The sequence below is a fragment of the Pseudoalteromonas sp. CH_XMU1449-3 genome, from assembly GCF_037027245.1.
GTDB classification, from domain to species: Bacteria; Pseudomonadota; Gammaproteobacteria; order Enterobacterales; family Alteromonadaceae; genus Pseudoalteromonas; species Pseudoalteromonas shioyasakiensis.
Genome location: NZ_JAYMDY010000002.1, coordinates 35,265 through 56,323 on the forward strand (window position 1 = coordinate 35,265; position 21,059 = coordinate 56,323).

General features: G+C 40.1%; 21 protein-coding genes and 1 pseudogene. 10 read left to right on the plus strand and 12 right to left on the minus strand.

Features of this window, described 5'->3' with window-relative positions; genetic code table 11:
* Positions 1-62: 62 nt before the first annotated feature.
* The 3 genes from WA256_RS02650 to WA256_RS02660 all read right to left on the minus strand — a co-directional run bounded on the left by WA256_RS02650 (position 63) and on the right by WA256_RS02660 (position 3,715).
* Positions 63-2,318, minus strand: a complete 2,256-nt coding sequence (locus tag WA256_RS02650; protein ID WP_335988853.1) for an aminotransferase class V-fold PLP-dependent enzyme — start codon at positions 2,316-2,318, stop codon at positions 63-65.
* Between the two features lie 118 nt (positions 2,319-2,436).
* Entirely contained in the window at positions 2,437-3,504 is a 1,068-nt protein-coding gene (locus WA256_RS02655) for an AI-2E family transporter (protein ID WP_062566945.1), read from the minus strand.
* Entirely contained in the window at positions 3,497-3,715 is a 219-nt protein-coding gene (locus WA256_RS02660) for a hypothetical protein (RefSeq protein ID WP_054563605.1), read from the minus strand. The genes WA256_RS02655 and WA256_RS02660 overlap by 8 nt, the downstream gene beginning before the upstream one ends.
* 155 nt (positions 3,716-3,870) lie before the next feature.
* Here WA256_RS02660 and WA256_RS02665 point away from each other — a divergent pair, with 155 nt between their 5' ends.
* From WA256_RS02665 to WA256_RS02685, 5 genes and pseudogenes are all read left to right on the plus strand, one after another.
* On the plus strand, positions 3,871-4,536 hold the full coding sequence (locus WA256_RS02665; protein ID WP_062566943.1) for a hypothetical protein: 666 nt from the start codon (positions 3,871-3,873) through the stop codon (positions 4,534-4,536).
* A gap of 1 nt (position 4,537) precedes the next feature.
* Positions 4,538-5,997: pseudogene (locus tag WA256_RS02670) on the plus strand (M48 family metalloprotease).
* 54 nt (positions 5,998-6,051) lie between these two features.
* Positions 6,052-6,399 (plus strand): arsenate reductase (glutaredoxin), encoded by a 348-nt coding sequence (gene arsC / locus WA256_RS02675; protein ID WP_054563602.1) that lies wholly within the window; start codon positions 6,052-6,054, stop codon positions 6,397-6,399.
* Positions 6,399-6,953 carry an NAD(P)H:quinone oxidoreductase gene (gene wrbA / locus WA256_RS02680; protein WP_063528399.1) on the plus strand — a complete coding sequence of 185 codons (555 nt, stop codon included), beginning with the start codon at positions 6,399-6,401 and terminating at the stop codon, positions 6,951-6,953. The genes arsC and wrbA overlap by 1 nt, the downstream gene beginning before the upstream one ends.
* Complete coding sequence (locus tag WA256_RS02685) at positions 6,950-7,405, plus strand: DUF2069 domain-containing protein (protein WP_063528400.1); 456 nt, start codon at positions 6,950-6,952, stop codon at positions 7,403-7,405. Before wrbA ends, WA256_RS02685 begins: the two co-directional genes overlap by 4 nt.
* A gap of 86 nt (positions 7,406-7,491) precedes the next feature.
* Here WA256_RS02685 and WA256_RS02690 read toward each other — a convergent pair whose 3' ends face one another.
* On the minus strand, positions 7,492-8,829 hold the full coding sequence (locus WA256_RS02690) for an ankyrin repeat domain-containing protein (RefSeq protein WP_054563599.1): 1,338 nt from the start codon (positions 8,827-8,829) through the stop codon (positions 7,492-7,494).
* A gap of 300 nt (positions 8,830-9,129) precedes the next feature.
* The gene (locus tag WA256_RS02695) at positions 9,130-9,723 is read right to left on the minus strand and encodes an MlaC/ttg2D family ABC transporter substrate-binding protein (protein ID WP_248529316.1); all 594 of its coding nucleotides are present in this window, start codon (positions 9,721-9,723) and stop codon (positions 9,130-9,132) included.
* Between the two features lie 235 nt (positions 9,724-9,958).
* Here WA256_RS02695 and WA256_RS02700 point away from each other — a divergent pair, with 235 nt between their 5' ends.
* On the plus strand, positions 9,959-10,495 hold the full coding sequence (locus WA256_RS02700) for an acyloxyacyl hydrolase (RefSeq protein WP_442961412.1): 537 nt from the start codon (positions 9,959-9,961) through the stop codon (positions 10,493-10,495).
* A 39-nt stretch (positions 10,496-10,534) separates the two neighbouring features.
* Positions 10,535-10,681, plus strand: a complete 147-nt coding sequence (locus tag WA256_RS02705) for a DUF2897 family protein (protein ID WP_082389286.1) — start codon at positions 10,535-10,537, stop codon at positions 10,679-10,681.
* Between the two features lie 33 nt (positions 10,682-10,714).
* On the opposite strand, the gene WA256_RS02710 is transcribed toward WA256_RS02705, so the two are convergent.
* Complete coding sequence (locus WA256_RS02710) at positions 10,715-12,082, minus strand: YjiH family protein (protein WP_054563596.1); 1,368 nt, start codon at positions 12,080-12,082, stop codon at positions 10,715-10,717.
* Between the two features lie 71 nt (positions 12,083-12,153).
* Positions 12,154-13,215, minus strand: coding sequence for an outer membrane protein assembly factor BamC (bamC, locus tag WA256_RS02715; RefSeq protein WP_058586243.1), 1,062 nt, complete (start codon positions 13,213-13,215; stop codon positions 12,154-12,156).
* Positions 13,216-13,583: 368 nt separating this feature from the next.
* Between bamC and WA256_RS02720 the strand changes: the two genes are divergently transcribed.
* Positions 13,584-14,117, plus strand: coding sequence for a glycine cleavage system protein R (locus WA256_RS02720; protein ID WP_054553746.1), 534 nt, complete (start codon positions 13,584-13,586; stop codon positions 14,115-14,117).
* Between the two features lie 10 nt (positions 14,118-14,127).
* A complete protein-coding gene (gene bcp, locus WA256_RS02725) occupies positions 14,128-14,607 on the plus strand; it encodes a thioredoxin-dependent thiol peroxidase (protein ID WP_062566935.1) in 480 nt (159 codons plus the stop codon).
* 205 nt (positions 14,608-14,812) lie between these two features.
* On the opposite strand, the gene queE is transcribed toward bcp, so the two are convergent.
* On the minus strand, positions 14,813-15,478 hold the full coding sequence (gene queE / locus WA256_RS02730; RefSeq protein ID WP_062566933.1) for a 7-carboxy-7-deazaguanine synthase QueE: 666 nt from the start codon (positions 15,476-15,478) through the stop codon (positions 14,813-14,815).
* A gap of 122 nt (positions 15,479-15,600) precedes the next feature.
* On the opposite strand from queE, the gene queC reads away from it, so the two are divergent.
* Complete coding sequence (gene queC / locus WA256_RS02735; RefSeq protein WP_268795049.1) at positions 15,601-16,281, plus strand: 7-cyano-7-deazaguanine synthase QueC; 681 nt, start codon at positions 15,601-15,603, stop codon at positions 16,279-16,281.
* Between the two features lie 40 nt (positions 16,282-16,321).
* Here queC and WA256_RS02740 read toward each other — a convergent pair whose 3' ends face one another.
* The 4 genes from WA256_RS02740 to WA256_RS02755 form a co-directional block, all read right to left on the minus strand.
* Positions 16,322-18,496, minus strand: a complete 2,175-nt coding sequence (locus tag WA256_RS02740) for an exonuclease domain-containing protein (RefSeq protein ID WP_335988866.1) — start codon at positions 18,494-18,496, stop codon at positions 16,322-16,324.
* 66 nt (positions 18,497-18,562) lie between these two features.
* On the minus strand, positions 18,563-18,751 hold the full coding sequence (locus WA256_RS02745; protein WP_054553751.1) for a DUF3185 family protein: 189 nt from the start codon (positions 18,749-18,751) through the stop codon (positions 18,563-18,565).
* A 75-nt stretch (positions 18,752-18,826) separates the two neighbouring features.
* A complete protein-coding gene (locus tag WA256_RS02750) occupies positions 18,827-20,236 on the minus strand; it encodes a sensor histidine kinase (protein WP_335988869.1) in 1,410 nt (469 codons plus the stop codon).
* A complete protein-coding gene (locus WA256_RS02755) occupies positions 20,236-20,910 on the minus strand; it encodes a response regulator transcription factor (RefSeq protein WP_335988871.1) in 675 nt (224 codons plus the stop codon). Before WA256_RS02755 ends, WA256_RS02750 begins: the two co-directional genes overlap by 1 nt.
* Positions 20,911-21,059: the final 149 nt, after the last annotated feature.

Consider the following 21,059-nt stretch of genomic DNA (forward strand, 5'->3'; position numbering starts at 1 on the left):
ATACAAGTTACGAAAAAGCCGCTCTATAGCGGCTTTTTTAATGACTGAATTGGTATTACTTATTAAAGCAATGCTAAACCGCCATTTAAGTTATAAACGTTTTCAAACCCTAACTGCGACAGATTGTTTGCCGCTTGTTTTGAACGATTACCACTTCGGCAAACCAAAATATAACTATGGTCTTTCTCAAGCTGCCCTTGCACGATGGCGTTTGCCATACGACTGAGTGGAATATTGATCACTTTGCTATCAGCAACTGTGAATATTTCAGCCAAATTATTCGCACCATGCTCATACGGTTCACGAGTATCAATTAAGTAAGTGGCTTTATCGTTTAGCATTACTTTAGCATCACTTGCAGCAAGCTGTTTCATTGGCGCACTTTCAAGTGTTTCAACATAGCCACAAAGAGAATGACTTACAGTATGCTTTTGCTCATCCGCATGTTGCTTTAATTCAACAAACTCATCATCTGATACTTGTTCACTTAATAGTTTTGCTAATAACGGCGTCGTTGCCTTTTGAGCATGCCAATCCATAGCAAAACATTGCTGATAATCATGCCCTGAACAAATTACCGTAGAATCTTGCACTGCCATAGCAAGCTGTTTTAATGATTGAGCCATTTTCGTAGCATCGCCACCGCTAATTGCTGTGTTACCTAAGCCACCTGGTAAGATTAAATCACCACAGAAGCAATAGCTGATATCACCGCTTTGTGTATCTGACAATAAATAGCTAACACTATCGTCACTATGACCCGGTGTCGCTACTTTAGTTAAGCGTGCATCGCTTAATTCGATGGTTGCTGAATCTTTAGGCCAGCCAAGTTCATCTATTTCATTAGCAACAAAACGTTCTGCGAGCTCTTTTGATAATAAACAACGAGCCGATAAACGCTCTTGGTGATTATGGGTATCTAAAATCGCTTTTACTGTTAAACCTTGTGTTGCGACAATTTTCGCCATACGCGGAATAAGCTCGATAATAGGATCAATCACCACTGCGTTTTTATCGCTGTCTACATATAGCCAACAGCACGCTGCTTGATGACGTAGCTGTGTTAAGCCAATCGCACAAACTTCGTGTTGAGGCGATGTACTATCAGACACAACAAGACAATTTGCCTCTAGAATCGGTTTTAGTGAACGAATTTTATCGCAAGCAAAGTCAATCTCTTGCTGATTCACAGCAGGGCCAAACGACATACGTATCGCGTTTTCACTTTGCCAATCACTGGCTCCCATCGCATCTAAAACAAAGCTACGATTTGCACCTGAGCTACATGCAGAGCCGCCACTCACACGGATACCCGCCGCATCAAATAAATCCATCACTTCTTTACTGGTTAATTCGTTAACTGCAAAGTTTAATGTTGTTGGCACTGAATGCTCAAAACTGTGATTAAACGTGATGCTGCCAAAGGTGTCTGTTAATGCAGCTAATAATTGCTCGCGAAAAGCATGTAGCTGCTCAATTGGCTTGAATGTTTGGTTTTGTTTATCAAGTAATAACGAGAACAACTTATTCAAGCCAGCAATGCCTGGTAAGTTTTCGGTGCCTGAACGCATACCACTTTCTTGGCCGCCACCAGCAATAAATGGTGTATACGCACTGCCTTTACGAATATAAAGTACACCAATACCTTTAGGGGCATACAATTTATGGCCAGAGAATGGAGCATAATCAATGGTTGTTTGGCTTAGCGCTAAGTTGGTTTTACCTAATGCCTGCACGCAGTCAACCATCCAAGCCACATGGGTGTTTTCACTACGAATGACTTGCTCAATAGCGCTTAAATCTTGGAATACACCGGTTTCGTTGTTTACTGCCATGGTACAAATCATCAGTGCATTCGCAGCATGTTTGCGAATAAACTCGTGGTCTAAAATACCGTTTTTATCTACTGGAATAGCTAATACCTGTGCGTTGATATCAAGCACGCTGTTCCAATGTTTTAGGGTATTTGGCACCGCTTTATGCTCTGTTGCCCCATAAAGTAATACCGGATTCTCGATTTGATGATTTTTCGCAGCAATAAGCGTAGAAACAACCGCTGTTTGAATACCTTCTGTTGCACCTGAAGTAAATAAAATATCGCCGTCAGTTGCGCCAATGACTTCACGTGCTTTGTTACGCGTTTGTTCTAATAAGTGTTTTGCTTGAATACCCGTAATATGAGAGCTTGATGGATTACCAAAACAGACTTGCATCGTGTGCGAAACCACATCGGCAATTTCAGGAAGTACAGGAGTCGTTGCATTCGCATCTAAATAAATTTGCTGATTAGCATCGTCAGGAAGGTAAAAATTTGCCATGTAAAACGCACCATATTACTAAAAGATATATCTTATAACCTATTTTACATTTTTCACGGCTAAATTATAATAATCAATTAGTCAGTAAAGTGCGTTTTCTATACTTTTTAAGACTAAGCTAACCTTCTATTAGCTCAACCTGCTTAGAAGACCAGGCATTTATAAGCGCTTTTACTAATGAAGCCAGCGGTATTGCAAAGAACACGCCCCAAAACCCCCATAAACCACCAAAAAACAATACCGCAACGATGATAAACACGGGGTTCAAATCTACCGCTTCAGAGAACAGTAACGGCACTAACACATTGCCATCAAGTGCTTGGATCACGCCATAGATAATTAATATGGTCCAAAATTGTGTTTCTAAACCAAATTGGAATAACGCCACCGCAGCGACAGGAATGGTCACCAAAGCAGCCCCAACAAATGGAATAAGCACCGATAAGCCAACCAACACTCCGAGTAAAGCCGCATAGCGAAGATCAAGTACTGCAAAAGCAATAAATGATGCTGTACCAACAATTAAAATTTCAAATACCTTACCGCGGATATAATTCATGATTTGTTGATTCATTTCTTGCCAAACTTGAATGATCAAGCGGCGCTGCTTAGGCAATAAGCGTTCGGCACTTTGTGTGAGTTCTAATTTATCTTTAAGCATAAAGAACACCAGGAGCGGCACTAAGATCAGATAAATCAGCCAAGCTGCCACATCTTTTATCGAGGTAAGTGACACCGATAGCACCAACTGACCAAACTCAATAGCTTTGGTCTCTACACTGGTAACAATTGATTTAACCTGATCTTCAGTAATCAAACTTGGGTAATCTTCAGGAAGATGTAAAAGCAGCGCTTTACCTTTTTCAATCATGTAAGGGGTTTCTTGAACTAGGTTACTGGTTTGCTGCCAAAGCACAGGCCCCATGCCGACAATAATCATGATCATCAAGCCACTGAATACCAACATAACAAGAATCGTTGCGGTAAAGCGTTTTAAACCTAGCTTTTCTAAGTGAGCAACAGGCCAATCAAGTAAATAGGCAATCACCAAGGCAACTAAAACTGGTACGATTAACGAACCAAAAAAGTAGAAAAATGCAAAGGTTGCAATAAGCAGTAACAACAAGGTTACTGAATGGGGATCAGAAAATTTATTTTCGTACCAGGCTTTTACATACTCAAACACGAATGGGCTCCACAGTTAGTACACCTAATTCTAGGTCAATTTTAAAATGGTAATGATGTTTTTCTAAAAATCGCTGCATATCGTCCGTTGCCTCAGCAGCATTAAATGTAAAAGTCACGGGTTGTTTAATTGATGTTGCCTTATTCAACCCTAATTTAAACTGAATAAATTGTTGAGGGCACTTATAGCCTCTTAAATCAACCGTTAACATAGCGAATCAACTGCGTTATTAATATGAATAATAAGTATAAGGTGTAGGCTGCTTGCGAAAATAAGTCTTTATAATGAGAAACAACTCATTTTTTTCTTAAAACACGCAAAACAATAGTTTATCCTTAATCTATAACTGGTAGTAAAGGAAACTCCATGCCTGGCTCGCATAATAAAGCGCAATTACCTGCGAATCCAACTCTTAAAGAGATAAACTGGTATAAAAAACAAATAAACTGGGGCGAGCTACCGCCTTTTTATCATATGGTGGCATCATCGGTTAGCGAATCTGAAGGGATTTTAGACCACGGTTTTGATAATGCCGTTAAACAATTAATTGATCCACGCAATTGGAACCTTGATTTATTAGGTGGTCATGAAACCGACTTGGGCGAAATTGTCTGTGAGCAAAAACCGCGCATTGCTTTGCATCAAAGCTTTACGGACCGAGGTTTCGAATTATGGGCCTACCCTTATGCTAAAGATGTTATGGTAGACCAATACATCAAAGACAATCGCTTTATGGAATTTAAGGTGTGGGACCCGCACACCATGAAAAACCTTATTCGCTTTAACCAGCTTCATAAATTCATCGCTTTTTACTTTGAAAGAGGCGATAAAGCTGACAAAGCCTTAATTCTTCACGCCCATAAAGTAGCGCATAAAATCATAACTTTTTTACAACGAGAGTTGAACGTTGTTAAGCTAGATGGAGTCACAATAAAAGATTTCTATCAATTGTGCGAAAAAGACAGCCGAGCATGCAGCGACGAAATAGACTTAGCAAAAGTCATGTTAGGTGAGCAAATCAACAAGGAATAAGATGCGACTAAAATCAGCCTTTATTACACTGTGCAGTGCATTGCTGACATTTTCAATATTGCATAGTGAGCCGTTGAAGGCACAAACAAACTTTAAGCTGCCCGATTTAGGGACCTCAGCTTTACAAGCTTTGCCGATTGAAAAAGAGCAAGCGATCGGTGAAGTGATGATGATGCAAATTCGTGGCTCATCACCCGTTGTAAGTGATCCTGTTCTTGATGAGTACCTGACCACTTTGGGCCGTCGTTTAGTCGCAAACGCCAACGATGTGCGTTTTCCATTTTCATTTTTCTGGTTAAACAACGCTGAAATTAATGCCTTTGCCTTTTATGGTGGCCATGTGGGTGTGCATACAGGTCTTATCGCACAAGCCGATAACGAAAGCCAATTTGCCTCAGTACTAGGGCACGAGATTGCTCACGTAACGCAGCGCCATTTAGCCCGTCGTATTCAACAGCGGCAAGATAACAGCGCGTTAACTATCGCTGGTATGATTGCAGGTATTTTAGCAACCGTTGTTGCACCTGATGCCGGCATAGCCATTATCTCAGCAAACCAAACACAAGCAGCATTTAGTCAATTAACTCATAGCCGTGCTGCTGAACAAGAGGCAGACCGTATTGGTATGCAGACCTTAAACAATGCAGGGTTTGATCCTCGCCAATCGAGCGAGTTTTTAACTAAACTTGCTGCACAAATTCGCTACAAATATAAGCCGCCAGCCTTTTTGCTCACTCACCCATTGCCTGAAAGCCGTGTCTCTGATGTACGCTTACGTGCCGAGCAGTATCCAAAAAGACACTACTCCGACAGCCTAGAGTTTAACCTAGCTAAAAGTCGTGTTATTGCTCGCTATCAGCAAAAGTCAAAAGCAGCGGAAGATTTATTTCGTAAATTAATGCGTGAAAATACCGTTCATAACGACACTGCACTTAAATATGGTTTGGGTATTGCTTGTTGGACCAAAAAAAGCTTGATGAAGCAGCCAGCATTTTGAATCCATTGCTTGAGCAAGATCCAAAGAACTTATTTTATATTGATACCCACACAGATTTACTCATTGCGCAAGGTAAAGCGAATGAAGCAGTAGAGTTTTTAGCTAAGTTAGATATCGATAGACCTAACAATCAGGTGATTGCCTTAAACTACGCAAATGCCGCTATTGAAGCTAAACAATTTGACCTTGCTGAACGTATCTTAAAATCTTACTTATTAGCAAAACCTGAGAACAATCTTGCCAAAGAGCTCATTGCTGATGTCTATAAAAAGCAAGAAAATATGGCTTCCTACCATGAAGCGCATGCCGATGTGCTTGCCCAATATGGCGCTTATTTAAAAGCAGCTGATGAAATTCAAAAAGCACTAAACTTTGTTGAGCCTGAAGAGCTAGTTAAACAACAACGTTTAAAAGCCCTACTTACACAATACCGTCAATTACAAAAAGAGCTTGCGAGACTTTAAGTCTCGCGGCGCTTGCCCTAAAATAAGCCAAATTATTAAATGTGAGAACACACTATGTCTGTGACTATTTATCATAATCCACGTTGTTCAAAATCGCGTGAAACACTTGCCCTATTAGAAAGCAATAACGTACAACCAAGTGTTGTTGAATACCTAAAAACACCGCTTAATGAACAACAAATCTCGACTTTAATTAGCCAGCTGGGCTTTACTTCAGCGCGTGAATTAATGCGTACTAAAGAAGACATCTACAAAGAGCTTGAGCTTAAAAACGAACAAAACGAAGACAAATTAATTGCTGCAATGGCTGCCAATCCGAAACTAATCGAGCGCCCAATTGTTGAAAATAACGGTAAAGCTGCTCTAGGTCGTCCACCAGAAAACGTATTAAGCGTACTTTAATGGCTATAAACATTGTTGTGCTATACCACTCAAGCCATGGCTCTGTAGAAGCAATGGCTCATGAGATAGCCGAGTCGATTGAGCAACAAGGTGCAACTGCCTTATTGCGTACCTTTGTTAAGCGCCAGCCACACGATATTGTGATCAGCAAAGATGATCTAATTAATTGTGATGGATTAGCCTTTGGCACCCCTACCCGATTTGGCATGATGGCCTCACAAGCTAAGAGCTTTTGGGAAACCACCAGTGATCTATGGCTCAAAGGTCAGCTAATAGATAAACCTGCTTGCGTTTTTTCGTCATCAAGCAGTATGCATGGTGGTAACGAAGCCACCTTGTTGAATCTATCACTGCCGTTGTTACATCACGGCATGATGTTGCTTGGCGTGCCTTATGAGGTACCTGAGTTATTAGCAACTGAAACCGGTGGTACACCATACGGTGCGACTCATGTGGCCGGTAGCAATAACAGCAATGTGTTAAGTAAAGACGAAATTAAAATTTGCCAAAGTGTTGGAAAACGCTTGGCACTGATTGCGAGTAAATTACAATGAGCTTGGAACCTAAGCTAAATCAGCCTGTTGCCAAAAAGCCAATTACAAAACGATTCCAACGTTTTGCGCTGATTGGCTATATCGGCTTATTAGTTTTAATGCCAATTTGGCTGTTTTTAATTGCCCCAAGAGAAGGCCACAGTAACGCCTTTATCTTTGTTGTTTATATACTGCCTCTACTGTTACCACTTAAGGGCATCATTCAAGATAAACCATACACCTACGCGTGGGCGAACTTTATCGTGATGTTCTATTTTATTCATGGTTTTACATTACTATGGGTCGCACAAGAGCAGCTGATTTGGGTATTACTTGAGTTACTCTTTGCCAGTCTGATGTTTATTGGCTGCACCTATTATGCTCGCCATCGCGGACAAGAGCTTGGCCTTAAGATACGCAAATTAAAAGAAGAGCTGGCCGAAGAAAAAGCCGCTCATGAACACGATAAATAATACCGATTCGTTTATCAAAAAATGAAACAAAAAACGGCAACCTAGGTTGCCGTTTTTTTATGTCACTTTATCTAGTTTTTATGCGTTCACACCAACTCTGCTAAGGTGGCTAGTGCGACAATACTTGCCAGACCCACTTGGCCAATTAAGCTAAATAATGAGAACAGCCTTAAAATAAACAGCCCCCATGGATGGCGAATATGCGGGTAAAGCGCACAGCGTTTCAAGCTTGTGGCAAAGAAAAAACATAAGATCGAAACCAACGTAAAGCTCAGCGTTAACTCACTTTTAATAGCAATGCTATCGTCAAAAAAGAAGAACAACTGCACAGGTAGTAACACAGTTACAATCGCATGTAGTAAGTGCACTTTTTTAACGCGATCAAACTGCCCTTCTGGCGAAAGCTCTTTAATGCCAAAGTCATGCTCAAGGCACTTTACTAAGTTATCCGCTTTAATGCTAACTGCTAGTCGGTAGCAACTTAGACCGTCGTTGTTACGAACTCTAAAGTCATAGCCCGCTTTTAAAAGCAATACCAGTAAAGGTCCATTCTCGGCTAATACAGCGTAATGTAATGCTGTATTCCCTTTATTGTCTTGGGCTTTTTTATCTTGATGTTCAAGTATTGTTTCAACAACATTCACATAGCCTTTTTCAGTAGCCCACATAAACGCAGTTTTACCATTTTCGTCAGCTAATGCACCGGTTGCGCCTTGCTCAATAAAACGCTTTGCCATGGTTTGTTTAGCATTTTCGTGGCTTAAGTGGGCTAGTAAAGCTTGTTCAAGCAACGATGCTGAATCAACATCTGGTGATACAAGTTTTAGTAAGGTGAAGTAATCTTCACCGTGAGCAACTTTTTCAGCCGCAAGCGCTGTTAATGGTTCAAGATCGGCCACTGAATCAGGAATAAAACCACTAAAACGCTCTCTAAAGTCAACTTCGGTCCATAGCTCCAATACATCGTCCGCAGACATTTTTGCACCGTGATTAAGAACATGTTCAATCACAGTAAAATAGCGACGATTAAATAACTGGTGGATGAGAGTTATAGGCGTTTTAACAGCCGATTGAGCAAATGCGCTAGCATACTTCTCTAAGCGCTGGCATAACATTAAAACAAGACTTTCAGGGGTGTAGTCGTTTTCTAAAAAATGCGTTTTCATAGCATTAATATAATGCAACGCAGCTTCATCAAACTCAGAAATATGTTGGAAATAACACTCTTCAAACGGTTCAAGAGGAGTCAACCAAGTAAGGTAGTAAATAGGCGGAAGAACCGTCGTACACACACCGTCATCTTCATTAGTAGAACGACATGCCGGCCAAGCTTCTAAAGCATCTAAAATATAGGCCCCGTTTTGCTCAGCTAATCCTTTGATTAGTAACGGGTATTCCTTTGGCCAAATCAGTACATTTTCCATTAAAAAAACACAACTCCGCTGCACATTATTCGATGTCTTATTAAGCAACTAGTTATAGCAAAATTTAACTGACAGTTTGCTTAATATTGCGACCAATAACACAGTATCTGAACAGATACTTTGGTAAACAAGAAAAGTAGCATGATTCTACCACAGAGGGTTACAGGTGCTAGCGCAAAGTAGGTGATTTTTAAAGAAAATAGAAAAGCAGCGGCACATGGACGGTACTCACTGCTTGGTTGGAGACTGAAAGTAGCTAAAATGCTCGATGAGGTGAAGGTAATCGAGCTTTAAGCTAACTTACTTACTTGCTAATTCGTGTGTCACTTCATCAATGCCAACTTGGCTGATGCGCTGCAATACTTCTTTTTGCTTCGCGCTTAACAGTGAAATACCTTCAGCAACGATATCGTATACTTTCCACTGCTTATCTTTGCCTTGACGTAATTTAAAGTGCAGATCGATGGCTGGCGCATTATCATCAACAATTTGCGTTTTAACAGTTGCATAACCATCGTCGATGAGCTGCGATTGATCAAAAATAACTTTTTGGCCTGTGTATTTCATTAGTGCGCCGGCATAAGTTACTGTTAAGTAATGCTCAACCGCAGCAATAAAATCAACAGCTTGCTCACGGCGTAGGCCTTTAATGTGCTTACCTAAAAGCTTATACGATACAAACTTAATATCCATGTGCGGCAATAAGCGTTTTTCTACAATGTTCGCCATTGCTTCTGAGCTTGCATCGCCTTTTGCATTTACATTTGCGATATCAACAAATAAATCTGCTGTGACTGATTCTAATAGTTGCTTAGGCGAGCGGTCTTCACTGGCAAAAGCAGTTGCAGTAAAAAGCGCAGCAATTAGCAAAAATGAGTTAACTAGTTTGGTCATCGTATTCACCTCTCAACGAAAATTTTCGCTAATATACCGAGATTAAACCCATAAAAAAAGAAACAATCCGACACCGTTTTAATGCCAATTAAGCACCAATCGATTTTTCCCATTGTTTTCAGTTAATTGCTAAAAAATATGAGTATGTGCACAGCTTCTGTGTTTTTACGCACATTGAAAAGTTCTTACCCCCGCCCTTATCTACTTGCTCACAGTCATAATGAGAAGTACCGAGATGAAACTAAAACACCCACTAAAAGCACTTATGTTAAGTGTAGCCGCCCTACTAGCAACACCAACTTATGCTGCTTCAAACCATGGCTATGCCGTTGATTACATTCAAGGTGAAGGTGATGTAAAAGGCTTAAAGCTAGCCTACCAATACCATATCCCCAATGAAAAGCTGCCCTTTCAACACGCCCGTTTGTACTTCGAGTCTAGTTTTAATATTTGGCAGTATGGCAAAGACAATAAACATCAAACAAATATCGTGTTAGCTATGTCTCCGGTGATCCAATACCCTGTATTTAATGTGAAAAACATACCTGTTTATGTAGAATTTGGGATTGGCGTTTCATTGTTGGATGACACCCATTTTGCTGGCAAAAACGTTAGTACTCACTATCAGTTTGAGGATAGATTGGGTTTAGTTGCAGACCTAGGTGACGACTCAACCTTAGCAATTAGATATTTACATTACTCAAATGCGGGTTTCAAAAGCCCAAATCCTGGCCTTGATTTTATTTCACTGTCTTATGCAAGACGATTTTAAGTGCTACTATATCGCTGTGTATATCGGCAGGATTTCAAGATGGAAACTTGGCAAATTATAGCCATTGTTGTTGCCGTATTTGGTGTAGTAATTGGTAACCTTATGTTGCTAAAACATGCAGCAAAAATGGACTTCAAAGTGCCTAAAAGCGATGATAATGAAGATAAAAAAAGCCCTGATGAATAATCAGGGCTTTTCTATTTTAGACTTCAGCTTAGTTTACACTAACCAATGTGCCATTAAGACAATCACCGGTAATGTTACTAAGGTTCTTAAAATAAAGATAAAGAACAATTCGATAATATTAACCGGGATTTTGCTACCTAAAAGCAGTGCACCTACTTCCGACATATAAATCAATTGCGTCACACTCATTGCAGCAACGATAAAGCGTGTTACATCACTTTCGATACTCCCAGCCGCAAGAATCGACGGAATAAACATATCAGCAAAGCCAACCATAATTGTTTGTGCCGCAGCTTCAGCTTCTGGTACTTGTAATAGCTCTAAGAATGGTACAAACGGCTTGCCCATATACTCAAAAATTGGCGTATATTCAGCAATAATCAAGGCAAATGTGCCCACAGCCATAACCACAGGTAATACTGCAAATACCATATCAAATGCGTTATGTAAGCCTTCTTTTACTGTACCAGCAAAACCCGGCGCAGTGCGTGCTTTAGCAAGCGCCACATCAAGTGAATGAGAAACTAATGTTTTACCTTCAGGCACTGATTCTGCGTCTTTATCAGGCTCTGTTCCATCTACATAGAGGTCTTTTTTAAAGCGTAGTGGTGGTAAACGAGGTACAATTAGCGCTGCGGCTAAACCAGCTAAACACACTGTTAAGTAAAACGGTGCGAAAAGGTGCTCAAGCTTTACTTGGCCAATCACAACTAAACAAAAGGTAATTGATACAGCTGAGAAGGTGGTACCAATAATAGCCGCTTCGCGCTGTGTATAATGTTTATCTTCATACTGACGAGCGGTCATCAAAATACCCACACTGCCATCGCCTAACCATGATGCCACACAGTTAACCGCGCTTCGGCCTGGCACACCAAAAAGTGGGCGCATAACTTTAGTTAATAAGGTACCAACTAGCTCTAACAAGCCGAAGTTTAATAATAACGGTAATAGTAAGCCCGCTAAAACAAACACAGAAAACAATACTGGCAACAAGTCGTTTAACACCAGTGCACCGGTATTACCGGAAATAATCATTTCTGGCCCTTGTTTGGTGTAGGTCAGAACGATAAAAACCATACCCAGTAATCGAACACTCAGCCAAAGCCAACTAACATCAAATAAATGTTTAATTATAAAGAACTTAAGTAATGGCTGCGGTTTAAACAACTTTATCACTAAAGATAAAATACCGGTGATACAAACAATGCTGGTAATTAAACCCAGTGCAAATGGGCCAATCCACTCTTGCACTGCTTTTGCCATAACAGCAATCGGAATTGTCATTGCTTCACCTATGGGTACCGGCGTCATAAACAAGAAGACACCTATAAGTGAAGGAACGAAAAAGGTAAACAAGGTTCGCAAGTCACTGCGATTTGCTGTGTTTAAGTTAGACATATTTTCAACCTGTAAAAACCACAAAAAGAGCGGCTAAGCTCTTTTTGTGGTGGTTTTGACTTTTTTAATTATTAAATATTGATACCGCGCTGACGCAGTGCATTTTCTAATGCTTGCTGGAGGTCATTCATTGTACCAGGCTCTAATGTCGAACCTTCAGAGTCCATCCAAGTTAAACTTGTGCCGCCATCATTGGTGCGGCTAACAAGAATTTGGTATTGGCCATCTTCAATTGGAAGTTCAGATAATTCTTCGCCCCAAATTGAATCCCATACGCTTGACTCAGGCTTTTTGTAATCAGCCGTGATCAAGCCACGCTCTTGGTCAATCTCTACGATGGTGAAAGATAAGCGTTCTAAGAAACCTGAGAAACGATCAAACACCATGTTGTAATCTTGCTCTGTAACCAATGCCGCATTACCTTTGTTATCAAAGCCCATTTCTAATGAAATAATGCCTTGTTGTTTACGCATATCAACTTCAAGTTGACGGTAACGATAATCAAACTCTGCAATCACTTGGTTTAATGCACGAACTTCAAGCTGTTGTTGTAGTAATGGTGTTAACGGTACTGAGTCACTTTTATAATCAGCAAGCTTAGAGGTTAACGAAGCTGTACGCTGATGCGACTTTTCTTCAATTGTGAAGATAAAGCGCTGCTGTGATACTTCAGTTTCAGTTTCCCAGAACCAACCTTCTTCAGGTTTAATAATGGCATACCAACCTGTTTCAATTGAATTAGAGGCTTTGTCTTCTTTTAAAGCGGCGGTATTTTTTTCAGCTAGAACAGCTTTGATAGAGTCCCAAATAAATACATCTAAATCTTCAATACCATCGTTTTTATCAAAGTAGACACGTGCTTCTGTGTCACCTTCTTCAACCCAAGTACCTTGAGCAATGGTAATTACTTGCGCTGGCGGACGATAGTTTTTAGCTTCAGGATTGTTGTCGTATTGCGCAACATCCATTTTATAAGTTGGATCTTGAGCTGGTTGCGCTAATCCTGCTGGAGCTTTCACCGCTTCGTTAGCACGATAATTGCGTTTGTGGTGCGCTTCATCGGTAAAAACACCGCACCCTGTTAAACTTACCATTACGCTTACAGCAAGCGCCTTTGAGATCCAATACTGCACAGATATTTCTCCTTAGCAAACCCTTAATTTTTTTAACAAATATATGAGTGGGTAATGCCGATTTGGTTCACTGTAAAATCACTTTTAACTTTACATTTATTGTTTTTATGCAAAAAACCCGAATAGATTGGGCTAGCGTAACGTATTTGATTGCTTATCGCCTTGCAAAATTTTAACTATGGTACTTTCTGATGCCCCTAAAAACAAGAAAGAGCGCACTTTATTCACGGCTTAATTAATCGCCGCTATCGTTAACGGAGCAAATTATGTTAAACTTCGCCGCCGTGCGGTATTAAACTCACGTGAAATCAAAGCTTATTTAAGCTTATATCCATTGGTATTGTTATTTACTAGGTATTTAAAATTCCATGACTGCTTTTACAAATCATCAGATAGTGCTCACTGCGATTGGCGAAGATAGGCCCGGTATCGTTAGCGAATTAACTCAGTTAGTGAGTGATTGCCATTGCAATATAATTGACAGTCGCATTGCTATTTTGGGCAACGAATTTACCTTTATCATGCTATTAGCAGGTGATATGTCGGCAATTAGCCGTATTGAACATACATTGCCAACTAAAGGTATGGAGCTTGGTCTTTTAACCATGATGAAACGCACCGCAAGTCATGTTGCATGTGAATTTTGTGCCGGTTACACCCTCGAATACACAGGTATTGATACACCAGGAACATTAAGTAAAGTGACGCGCTTTTTTGCTGATAACAACATTAGCATTTGTTCTCTTAAGTCAGACACTTATGATGAAGATGACGAGCTTAAAATGCGCTGCGAACTCGAGTTTAATATTCCTGTTGAAGTCGATATTGATAACTTTAAAGTGAGCTTTGAAGATCTTTCTCGTAGTTTGAACGTAGATTATATTTTCAGACGCATTCGCTAAGGAGCAAAGCATGAAAACAATTAATCCATTACAAGCAGGCGATACAGCCCCTGCTTTTAGCTTACAAAATCAGAATGACGAAACTATCGCGCTAGCTGATCTTTTAAAAGAGCAGCAAGTACTGGTTTATTTCTACCCTAAAGCGTCAACACCAGGTTGTACTGTACAAGCAGAGAACTTACGTGATGAAAAAGCTGAGCTTGCTAAATTAAATACGCGTGTTGTGGGTATCAGCCCAGATCCAATCAAGCGTTTGAAGAATTTTGAAACCAAAAAAGAGCTTAACTTTGATTTACTAGCCGACGAAGATCACGCAATTGCTGATGCTTTTGGTATTTGGGGTTACAAGAAGTTTATGGGTAAAGAATACGAAGGAATTCATCGTATTAGCTTCCTTGTAGGCCAAGACGGTAAAATCAAACATGTGTTTGATAAGTTCAAAACCAAAGACCATCATCAGGTGGTGTTGGACTATTTAGCGCAGAATTGATAGTTACGAGTTACGAGTTACGAGTTACGAGTTACGAGTTACGAGTTACGAGTTACGAGTTACGAGAACATAGTAAAAAAGCGTTGCCATGGTGCAACGCTTTTTTGTTTTTAACTGGAAATATTAAACCCCGTGTCTACTTTATCGGGGTCAGATCAGACGGCTGACGGCTGACGGCTGACGGCTGACGGCTGACGGCTTAATCCTAACTAATTCCTAAATACTTATGTACTTGAACCGATAAACGCCAGTTCTTTGCAATACAGGTTTCAATGGCAAGTTTGGTTGCTGAGGTTTTTTGGCTAATTGGTTGCAGATACACTAAACGTGGATTCACACCCGTTTTTAAGAATAAATCTTCGAGCTCTTCCACATGCTTTTGCATTGCCACTGGGTGTTTAATTTCATCAGCGCGTTGCATTGCACTGCGTAATACTTTATAGCCACCACGCATATTAATTTTTGGTGATACAGTCACCCATGTCTGCTCAGGGACTAAAATTTCAAATGTACCGCTGGTTTCAATTTGAGTCGAATAGCCATTTGCGTGTAATAATTCACACACTGGATTTAGGTCGTACATGCAAGGCTCACCACCAGTGATCACCACATGCTTTGCGTTGTAGCCACGGTCTTTAAATAGCGCTAACACTTGCTCCGCTGTTGCTTCTGCCCAATGATCTGAGTCTGCTTTTTTCTCAACGGTGTCATCAAGTGACACTTTATATACATTATCAACGTCCCATGTTTGTTTTGTATCACACCAAGCACAACCCACAGGGCAGCCTTGTAAACGTAAAAAGATTGAAGGTGTACCCGTAAAACTCGCTTCACCTTGAATTGTTTCAAACACTTCGTTAATTTTGTACAAAAGACATCTCACTTACGACGCAACGGTATAAAATACATACCATCAAAAAAACCAAAAACACGCGCAAAAATTGTTATTTAGGCCCGAGCCGTGTAGTATATCGCGCCCTGAAGTAAACCTCTATCAAAAGTAAGAGCAAAACAGATATGACGCAAAAAGTAGTTGTGATTTATTCCGGCGGTATGGACTCATTTACCGTATTAAATAAAGCCCTGCAACAAGGCCACGAAGTATATGCCCTGTCTTTCGACTACGGCCAGCGTCATGTTAAAGAGCTTAAAGTAGCTGCTCAAGTATGTGAAAAGTTAGGAGTTTCTCACAAGATTGTTGATATTTCAGCGATCAACCAGTTGATTGGTGGCTCATCACTAACTGATGATATCGAAGTACCTGAAGGTCACTACGAAGAAGAAAGCATGAAGAGCACAATTGTGCCTAACCGCAACATGATTTTATTATCACTGGCTGTGGGTTATGCGGTGTCTTTAAAAGCTAGTAAAGTTTATTACGGTGCCCATTCAGGCGATCATGCAATTTACCCGGACTGCCGTCCTGAATTCGTACAAAAAATGGATGATGTTTGCCGTATTGCCAATTACGACGCTGTTGAAATTTTCAGCCCGTACTTAAACAATACCAAAATCGACATTTTGACAGACGGTTTAAAAATGGGTCTTGATTACAGCCAAACGTGGACCTGTTATAACGGCCGCGATAAAGCCTGTGGTAAATGTGGCGCCTGCCAAGAGCGCTTAGAAGCCTTTGCTTTAAATAACGTTACTGACCCTATCGAATACGAATAACCTTATTTAGAATGGGGCAGATTAAGTTTAAAAGGCGAGTTTAACTCGCCTTTTTTGATTGTGTTTGTTGAATCAGATTCAACAGTTCTGCTGTGGCAGTTGCATCAGCTAACGCTCTATGATGATTCGTTAAATTCAATTCAAAATGTGCCGCTAAGTTACCGAGCGAATATGACTTAAGCTTTGGAAATGCCTTGCGTGATTCAACTACGGTACATAGCTTTGGCATTTTAAAGCCCTGCCCAATTGCACCGTATTCTTTGCGAATAAAGCTGTAGTCAAAATTCACATTATGGGCAACAAATACACTGCCTTTTAATAGTGAGCGCAGTGTATCGGCAACCTCTGCAAAGCGTGGCGCATCACGAACCATAGCGGCGTTTATCCCCGTTAACTTGGTAATAAAAGCAGGAATACTGCGCTCAGGATTGATTAAACTCGCCCATTGGTTGATTACTTCGCCCGCTTGTAACTGCACAACGGCTATTTCAGTAATTTTATTATTACCTTGTACGCCACCGGTGGTTTCTATATCCACCACACTATAAATACGATTAGGATCATTAAACCAATTTACCGCAACGATATTCACTGCAAAGCCATGTTGCTTTAATACCTCAATACTGACAAGTTGGTTGCGTCTTAGTTTGTCGCCAGGGGCTTTCACTTCTTCAAAGGTGAGCTTATCCCCTTTAAGCACCATCAAGTCTGGGTAGCCATCTTTGAGCTGCTTAAAGGTTTTTGTCATTTGTAGTAAATGCGCTTTTAAATTTGTAAGCGAGCTGTGTTTTATTAATACCTCTAGCGGCTCTAACATATCGCTGTGCCACATAAACACAGCGTTAGGCGCTTCATAAAACTGCCCTACGTTTTTGCAAACATATTTATATAAGGCTTCATTACTAGTGAATTTGGCAAGCTTTTGCTCAATTTGTGTTTGTTGCACTGTGTAAAAACAATCAGCCAGCAACACCTTTGGATAAAGGTCAAATTCATTACACGGCGGATGCGGGGTCTCTATAAAGAGTTCTTGCCAAAACGTTAAGGTAAAGAAACTCAACCAAAGATTATTCTCAGTAAAAAATACCGTATTACCAAGCTGTTGATAATGCTCACACACTCCTTGCTCGACATCGCCACGGTAAATGTCATCAACTTCTAATTGATGCTCTGTATCAATGAGCATTTGTGTTAAGCGTGAGCGTTGTTGCTTATTATATTTGCGCTGTAAAAAGTCCTCTGCAAAATACAAAATGCCATCATCAAGCGGGTCTTGAATAACTTGTTCAAGCTTTTGTTCAACCCAGCTTTTATCACCTTGTTTGTAACGCTGGCGAATTGCTAGCTCTTGCGCTTCACTGCTACCTTCACAGTGCTCAAGTAATTCAAATGCAAATGCTAAGTCATGCTCTTTAAGCTGCTTATATAAGCGGATCAGTAATTTGTTTTTGATACTCTGGGCTAATTCATCTTCAGAGCTAATGGCTAAAAGTGCTTGGGCTAAGTTCTGATACTCTGTGTGTGACTCGCTTTCTTTGAACTGCATTCGCAGCTTATTTAATTGATAATGCGTTTGTGCTTCGGCTAGTGTTTGAAAACGAGAGATGCTCTCATTAACATCACCACGTACTTTTGCAATTCCTAAATCACGCATCACAAAACGATTTTGATGATTTATATCACCGCCACTTAGTCGGCCGCTATGTAAAAACTCAAAGTATTCATAATACTGACTACGGCTATTGACCACGAACTGACTAAACAACGACTCTAATTCACTGTGGTTACGATCAATATGCTCTTTACACAGTTGGGTTAAGCGCTGCTTACTGGCTGATTTTTTGTAATCAGGATAAGTCGCCATTAACTCATCATTTGCTAATAAGGTTAACAGGGTTGGTTTGGTTAAATGCTCAAGCAATAGATCTAATTCATCGCTGCTAGGATGTGCCACCAGCCCTTGCTGCTTTAGCTTAAAAATAGCACCGTGCAGATTAGGGATCTCTTCATAATTTAATGATGACAAAGCAACGATTTTTGGCTTTCGAGAATAAATACGCAGCAAAGTACATAAACTTTGCTCATCAAGCTGAAGGAGCTTTTCAAGAAATAACTGCTGCTCTTCTAAAAGCAGATGCCTGCACTGAGCTTGAATAAATTCAGCAAGCTCAAAGAAGTGACTTAAATAATATTTTGCTGGTAGTTGTGTTTTCATAGCCAAACCCGACACTGTATATAAATACAGTATCAGGTATTAGCTAATTGATTTCAATGTTTGCGGTTATTTAACTTTTAAAATACCCACAATTGCGCAAATTGCGCCCCCGACCATACCGAGCCAAGCTTCAATTGGTGTATCACCACTAAACGTGCGGCTAATTTGCGCACTTGCAGAGTCATAAACGTTATATCCCCATACAGCTAGCGCCACACCAATAACGATTAAAGCAATACCTATAATTTTTCCCATCGTGTTGTTCCTTATTGTTATTAATTTCTTTTTGATAACCTCAGTGTTGCACACATATTAAACGCCTGCAAAGCCTTAAGAAATAATCAAACTAAAGGTTATGTTTTGCCCACTTAACGACACCTGAAGTTCAGCGTCAATTGCTTTACTTAACGCTTTGGCAATAGATAAGCCTAACCCAAAGTTATCATTAGAGGTTCTGGCACTGTCTTTTTGCCAGAGTGGATCAAATAACTGGCTCAAATCCTCTTCTGTTAAAGGTACTTTTAATTCATTTGTAACAGAGAATTGCAGCTTATCCTCTTTCGTCAGTAGCGTGCTTACAGTTACATCACTCTTGTCGGGGCTATATTGCTTTGCGTTATTTACAAGGTTGGTGATGATTGATTCGAGGGCAAATAAATTACTGACAATGGCAGGAATATCATCTTGAAACTCAAACTTAATTCGCTCTAAATCATGTTTTTCTAAGGTACGTAAAATAACCTGATTTAAATCGCATGCATCTTGCTTTTGGAGTGCTTCATCACTGTACTTATGCAGTAATAATAAGTTCGACACAATGCTCTTTAAACGCTGGCTGATTTTTAGCACTTCGGGTTTAAAGTCTGCCTCAAACTCTTTTTCATTTGGAAAACGAATGGCCACTTCAGCCATATTAATAAGCTCAGCAATCGGCGTTTTTAACTCATGAGCAATATCTGAGGTTAAGCGTCTTTCACGAAAATAAAGCTGGCGGTTTTCCCGTATAAAGGCATTTAAGCTATCAACAATGGGTTGCAGCTCTTTAACAGGCTCTTTTATTATTATCACTGCACTTTTATCCGCGATACTAAGCCTACTAATATCCCGGTTTAGTTTATTCAGCGGCGCTAAAGAACTGTCGACCGATTTACGCACAAATAGACGAATGAATACGATTACTGACACAGTAGAGACAACAAAAATAACGTCGATCAGCCATAAAACAAAGTCAACTTCTTCTGATGAAGCCGCATAAGCTAAGGTTATGGGTTGTTGCAAAGAGGTGTTAACGCCTTCAATAAAGTCTTCATCATCGTCTAGGTCTAAAGGCGGTATAAAGCGAGTATAAATAACCCGTCCATTGCGACCATCAGGTAACTCGGTATTGATGATTTTTGTCTCTCCAAGCTTTATTTTCTCAAGAGGTAGGTTCTTTTGTGAGAAAAGGTGCAAGCTTTCTGAACGCGCAAAAACCCCAGACTGCGACCAAATTTGAAAATACTCAGTTTCTGTACTGCCAGAAAACTCAGGCATGAATTGCCCTGAAAAATCAAAATCAATTTCTTCTTCGTCAATATCAATCAATGACATAAGCATGCCAGCTTTTGATTTCAAACCACGATTAAATTCGTTATCAATCCAACTATCAACGGCGATATCGGTAGCAACTAAAATACTCAGCACTAGCCCAGTTATAGTAATCGATAATGTGGTTACTAACTTACTGCGAATTGATTTCATTATTTTCCTTGAATGATATAACCAAAACCACGCTTTGTTTGAATAGGTAACTCGCCACCTGCTGCCCTCACCTTTTTACGCGCCGATGATAAGTGCGCTTCAATGGAGTTTTTTGAAACTAAGTCATATTGCCCAGCAATATAGGTACTTAACTTTTCAGCTGTGATCACTTTGTTTTGATTACTAAACAAGCACTCAACTATTTTATATTCGTTAGGGGTTAAATCGATAACGGTGTCGTTAACTTGCAAAAGTTTTAATTGTAAATTTAAAGCCAAGTTATCAATGCGGATCACATCACTGATTATTTTCAGGCCGCCGCGACGCATTAAATTTAATAACCGTGCATGCAGCTCATCAAACGAAAATGGTTTGGTCAGGTAATCATCGGCCCCGGTGAGTAGCCCTTTCACTCTATCTTCTGGTTCTTGCTTGGCAGATAAAATAAGCACTCGCACGTCGAGCTGTTTTGCTCTTATGGTTTGTAATAACGTAATGCCATCAATACTGGGTAACATAATGTCGAGTATGATTAATTCGTACTCACCTGTCATTGCCATACTCAAACCTTCAGCGCCATCGCCGGTTTCATCAATAGTAAAACCTAGGTTCTCAAGGCCAATTCGTAGACTACGTCTTAATGACACCGAATCTTCTATAATCAACAATTTCATATGTTACTCATTTAGATAAAAACCGCTTTAGCGTCATCAGCTTACGCTTTGAATCTTAAGATTCACTTAAGATTTACTGAAGTTTTCCTAGTTTAGAAAATATTAAGATTACCATAAGGATTTCTTAAGTTTCGATTCCTAGTATTGCC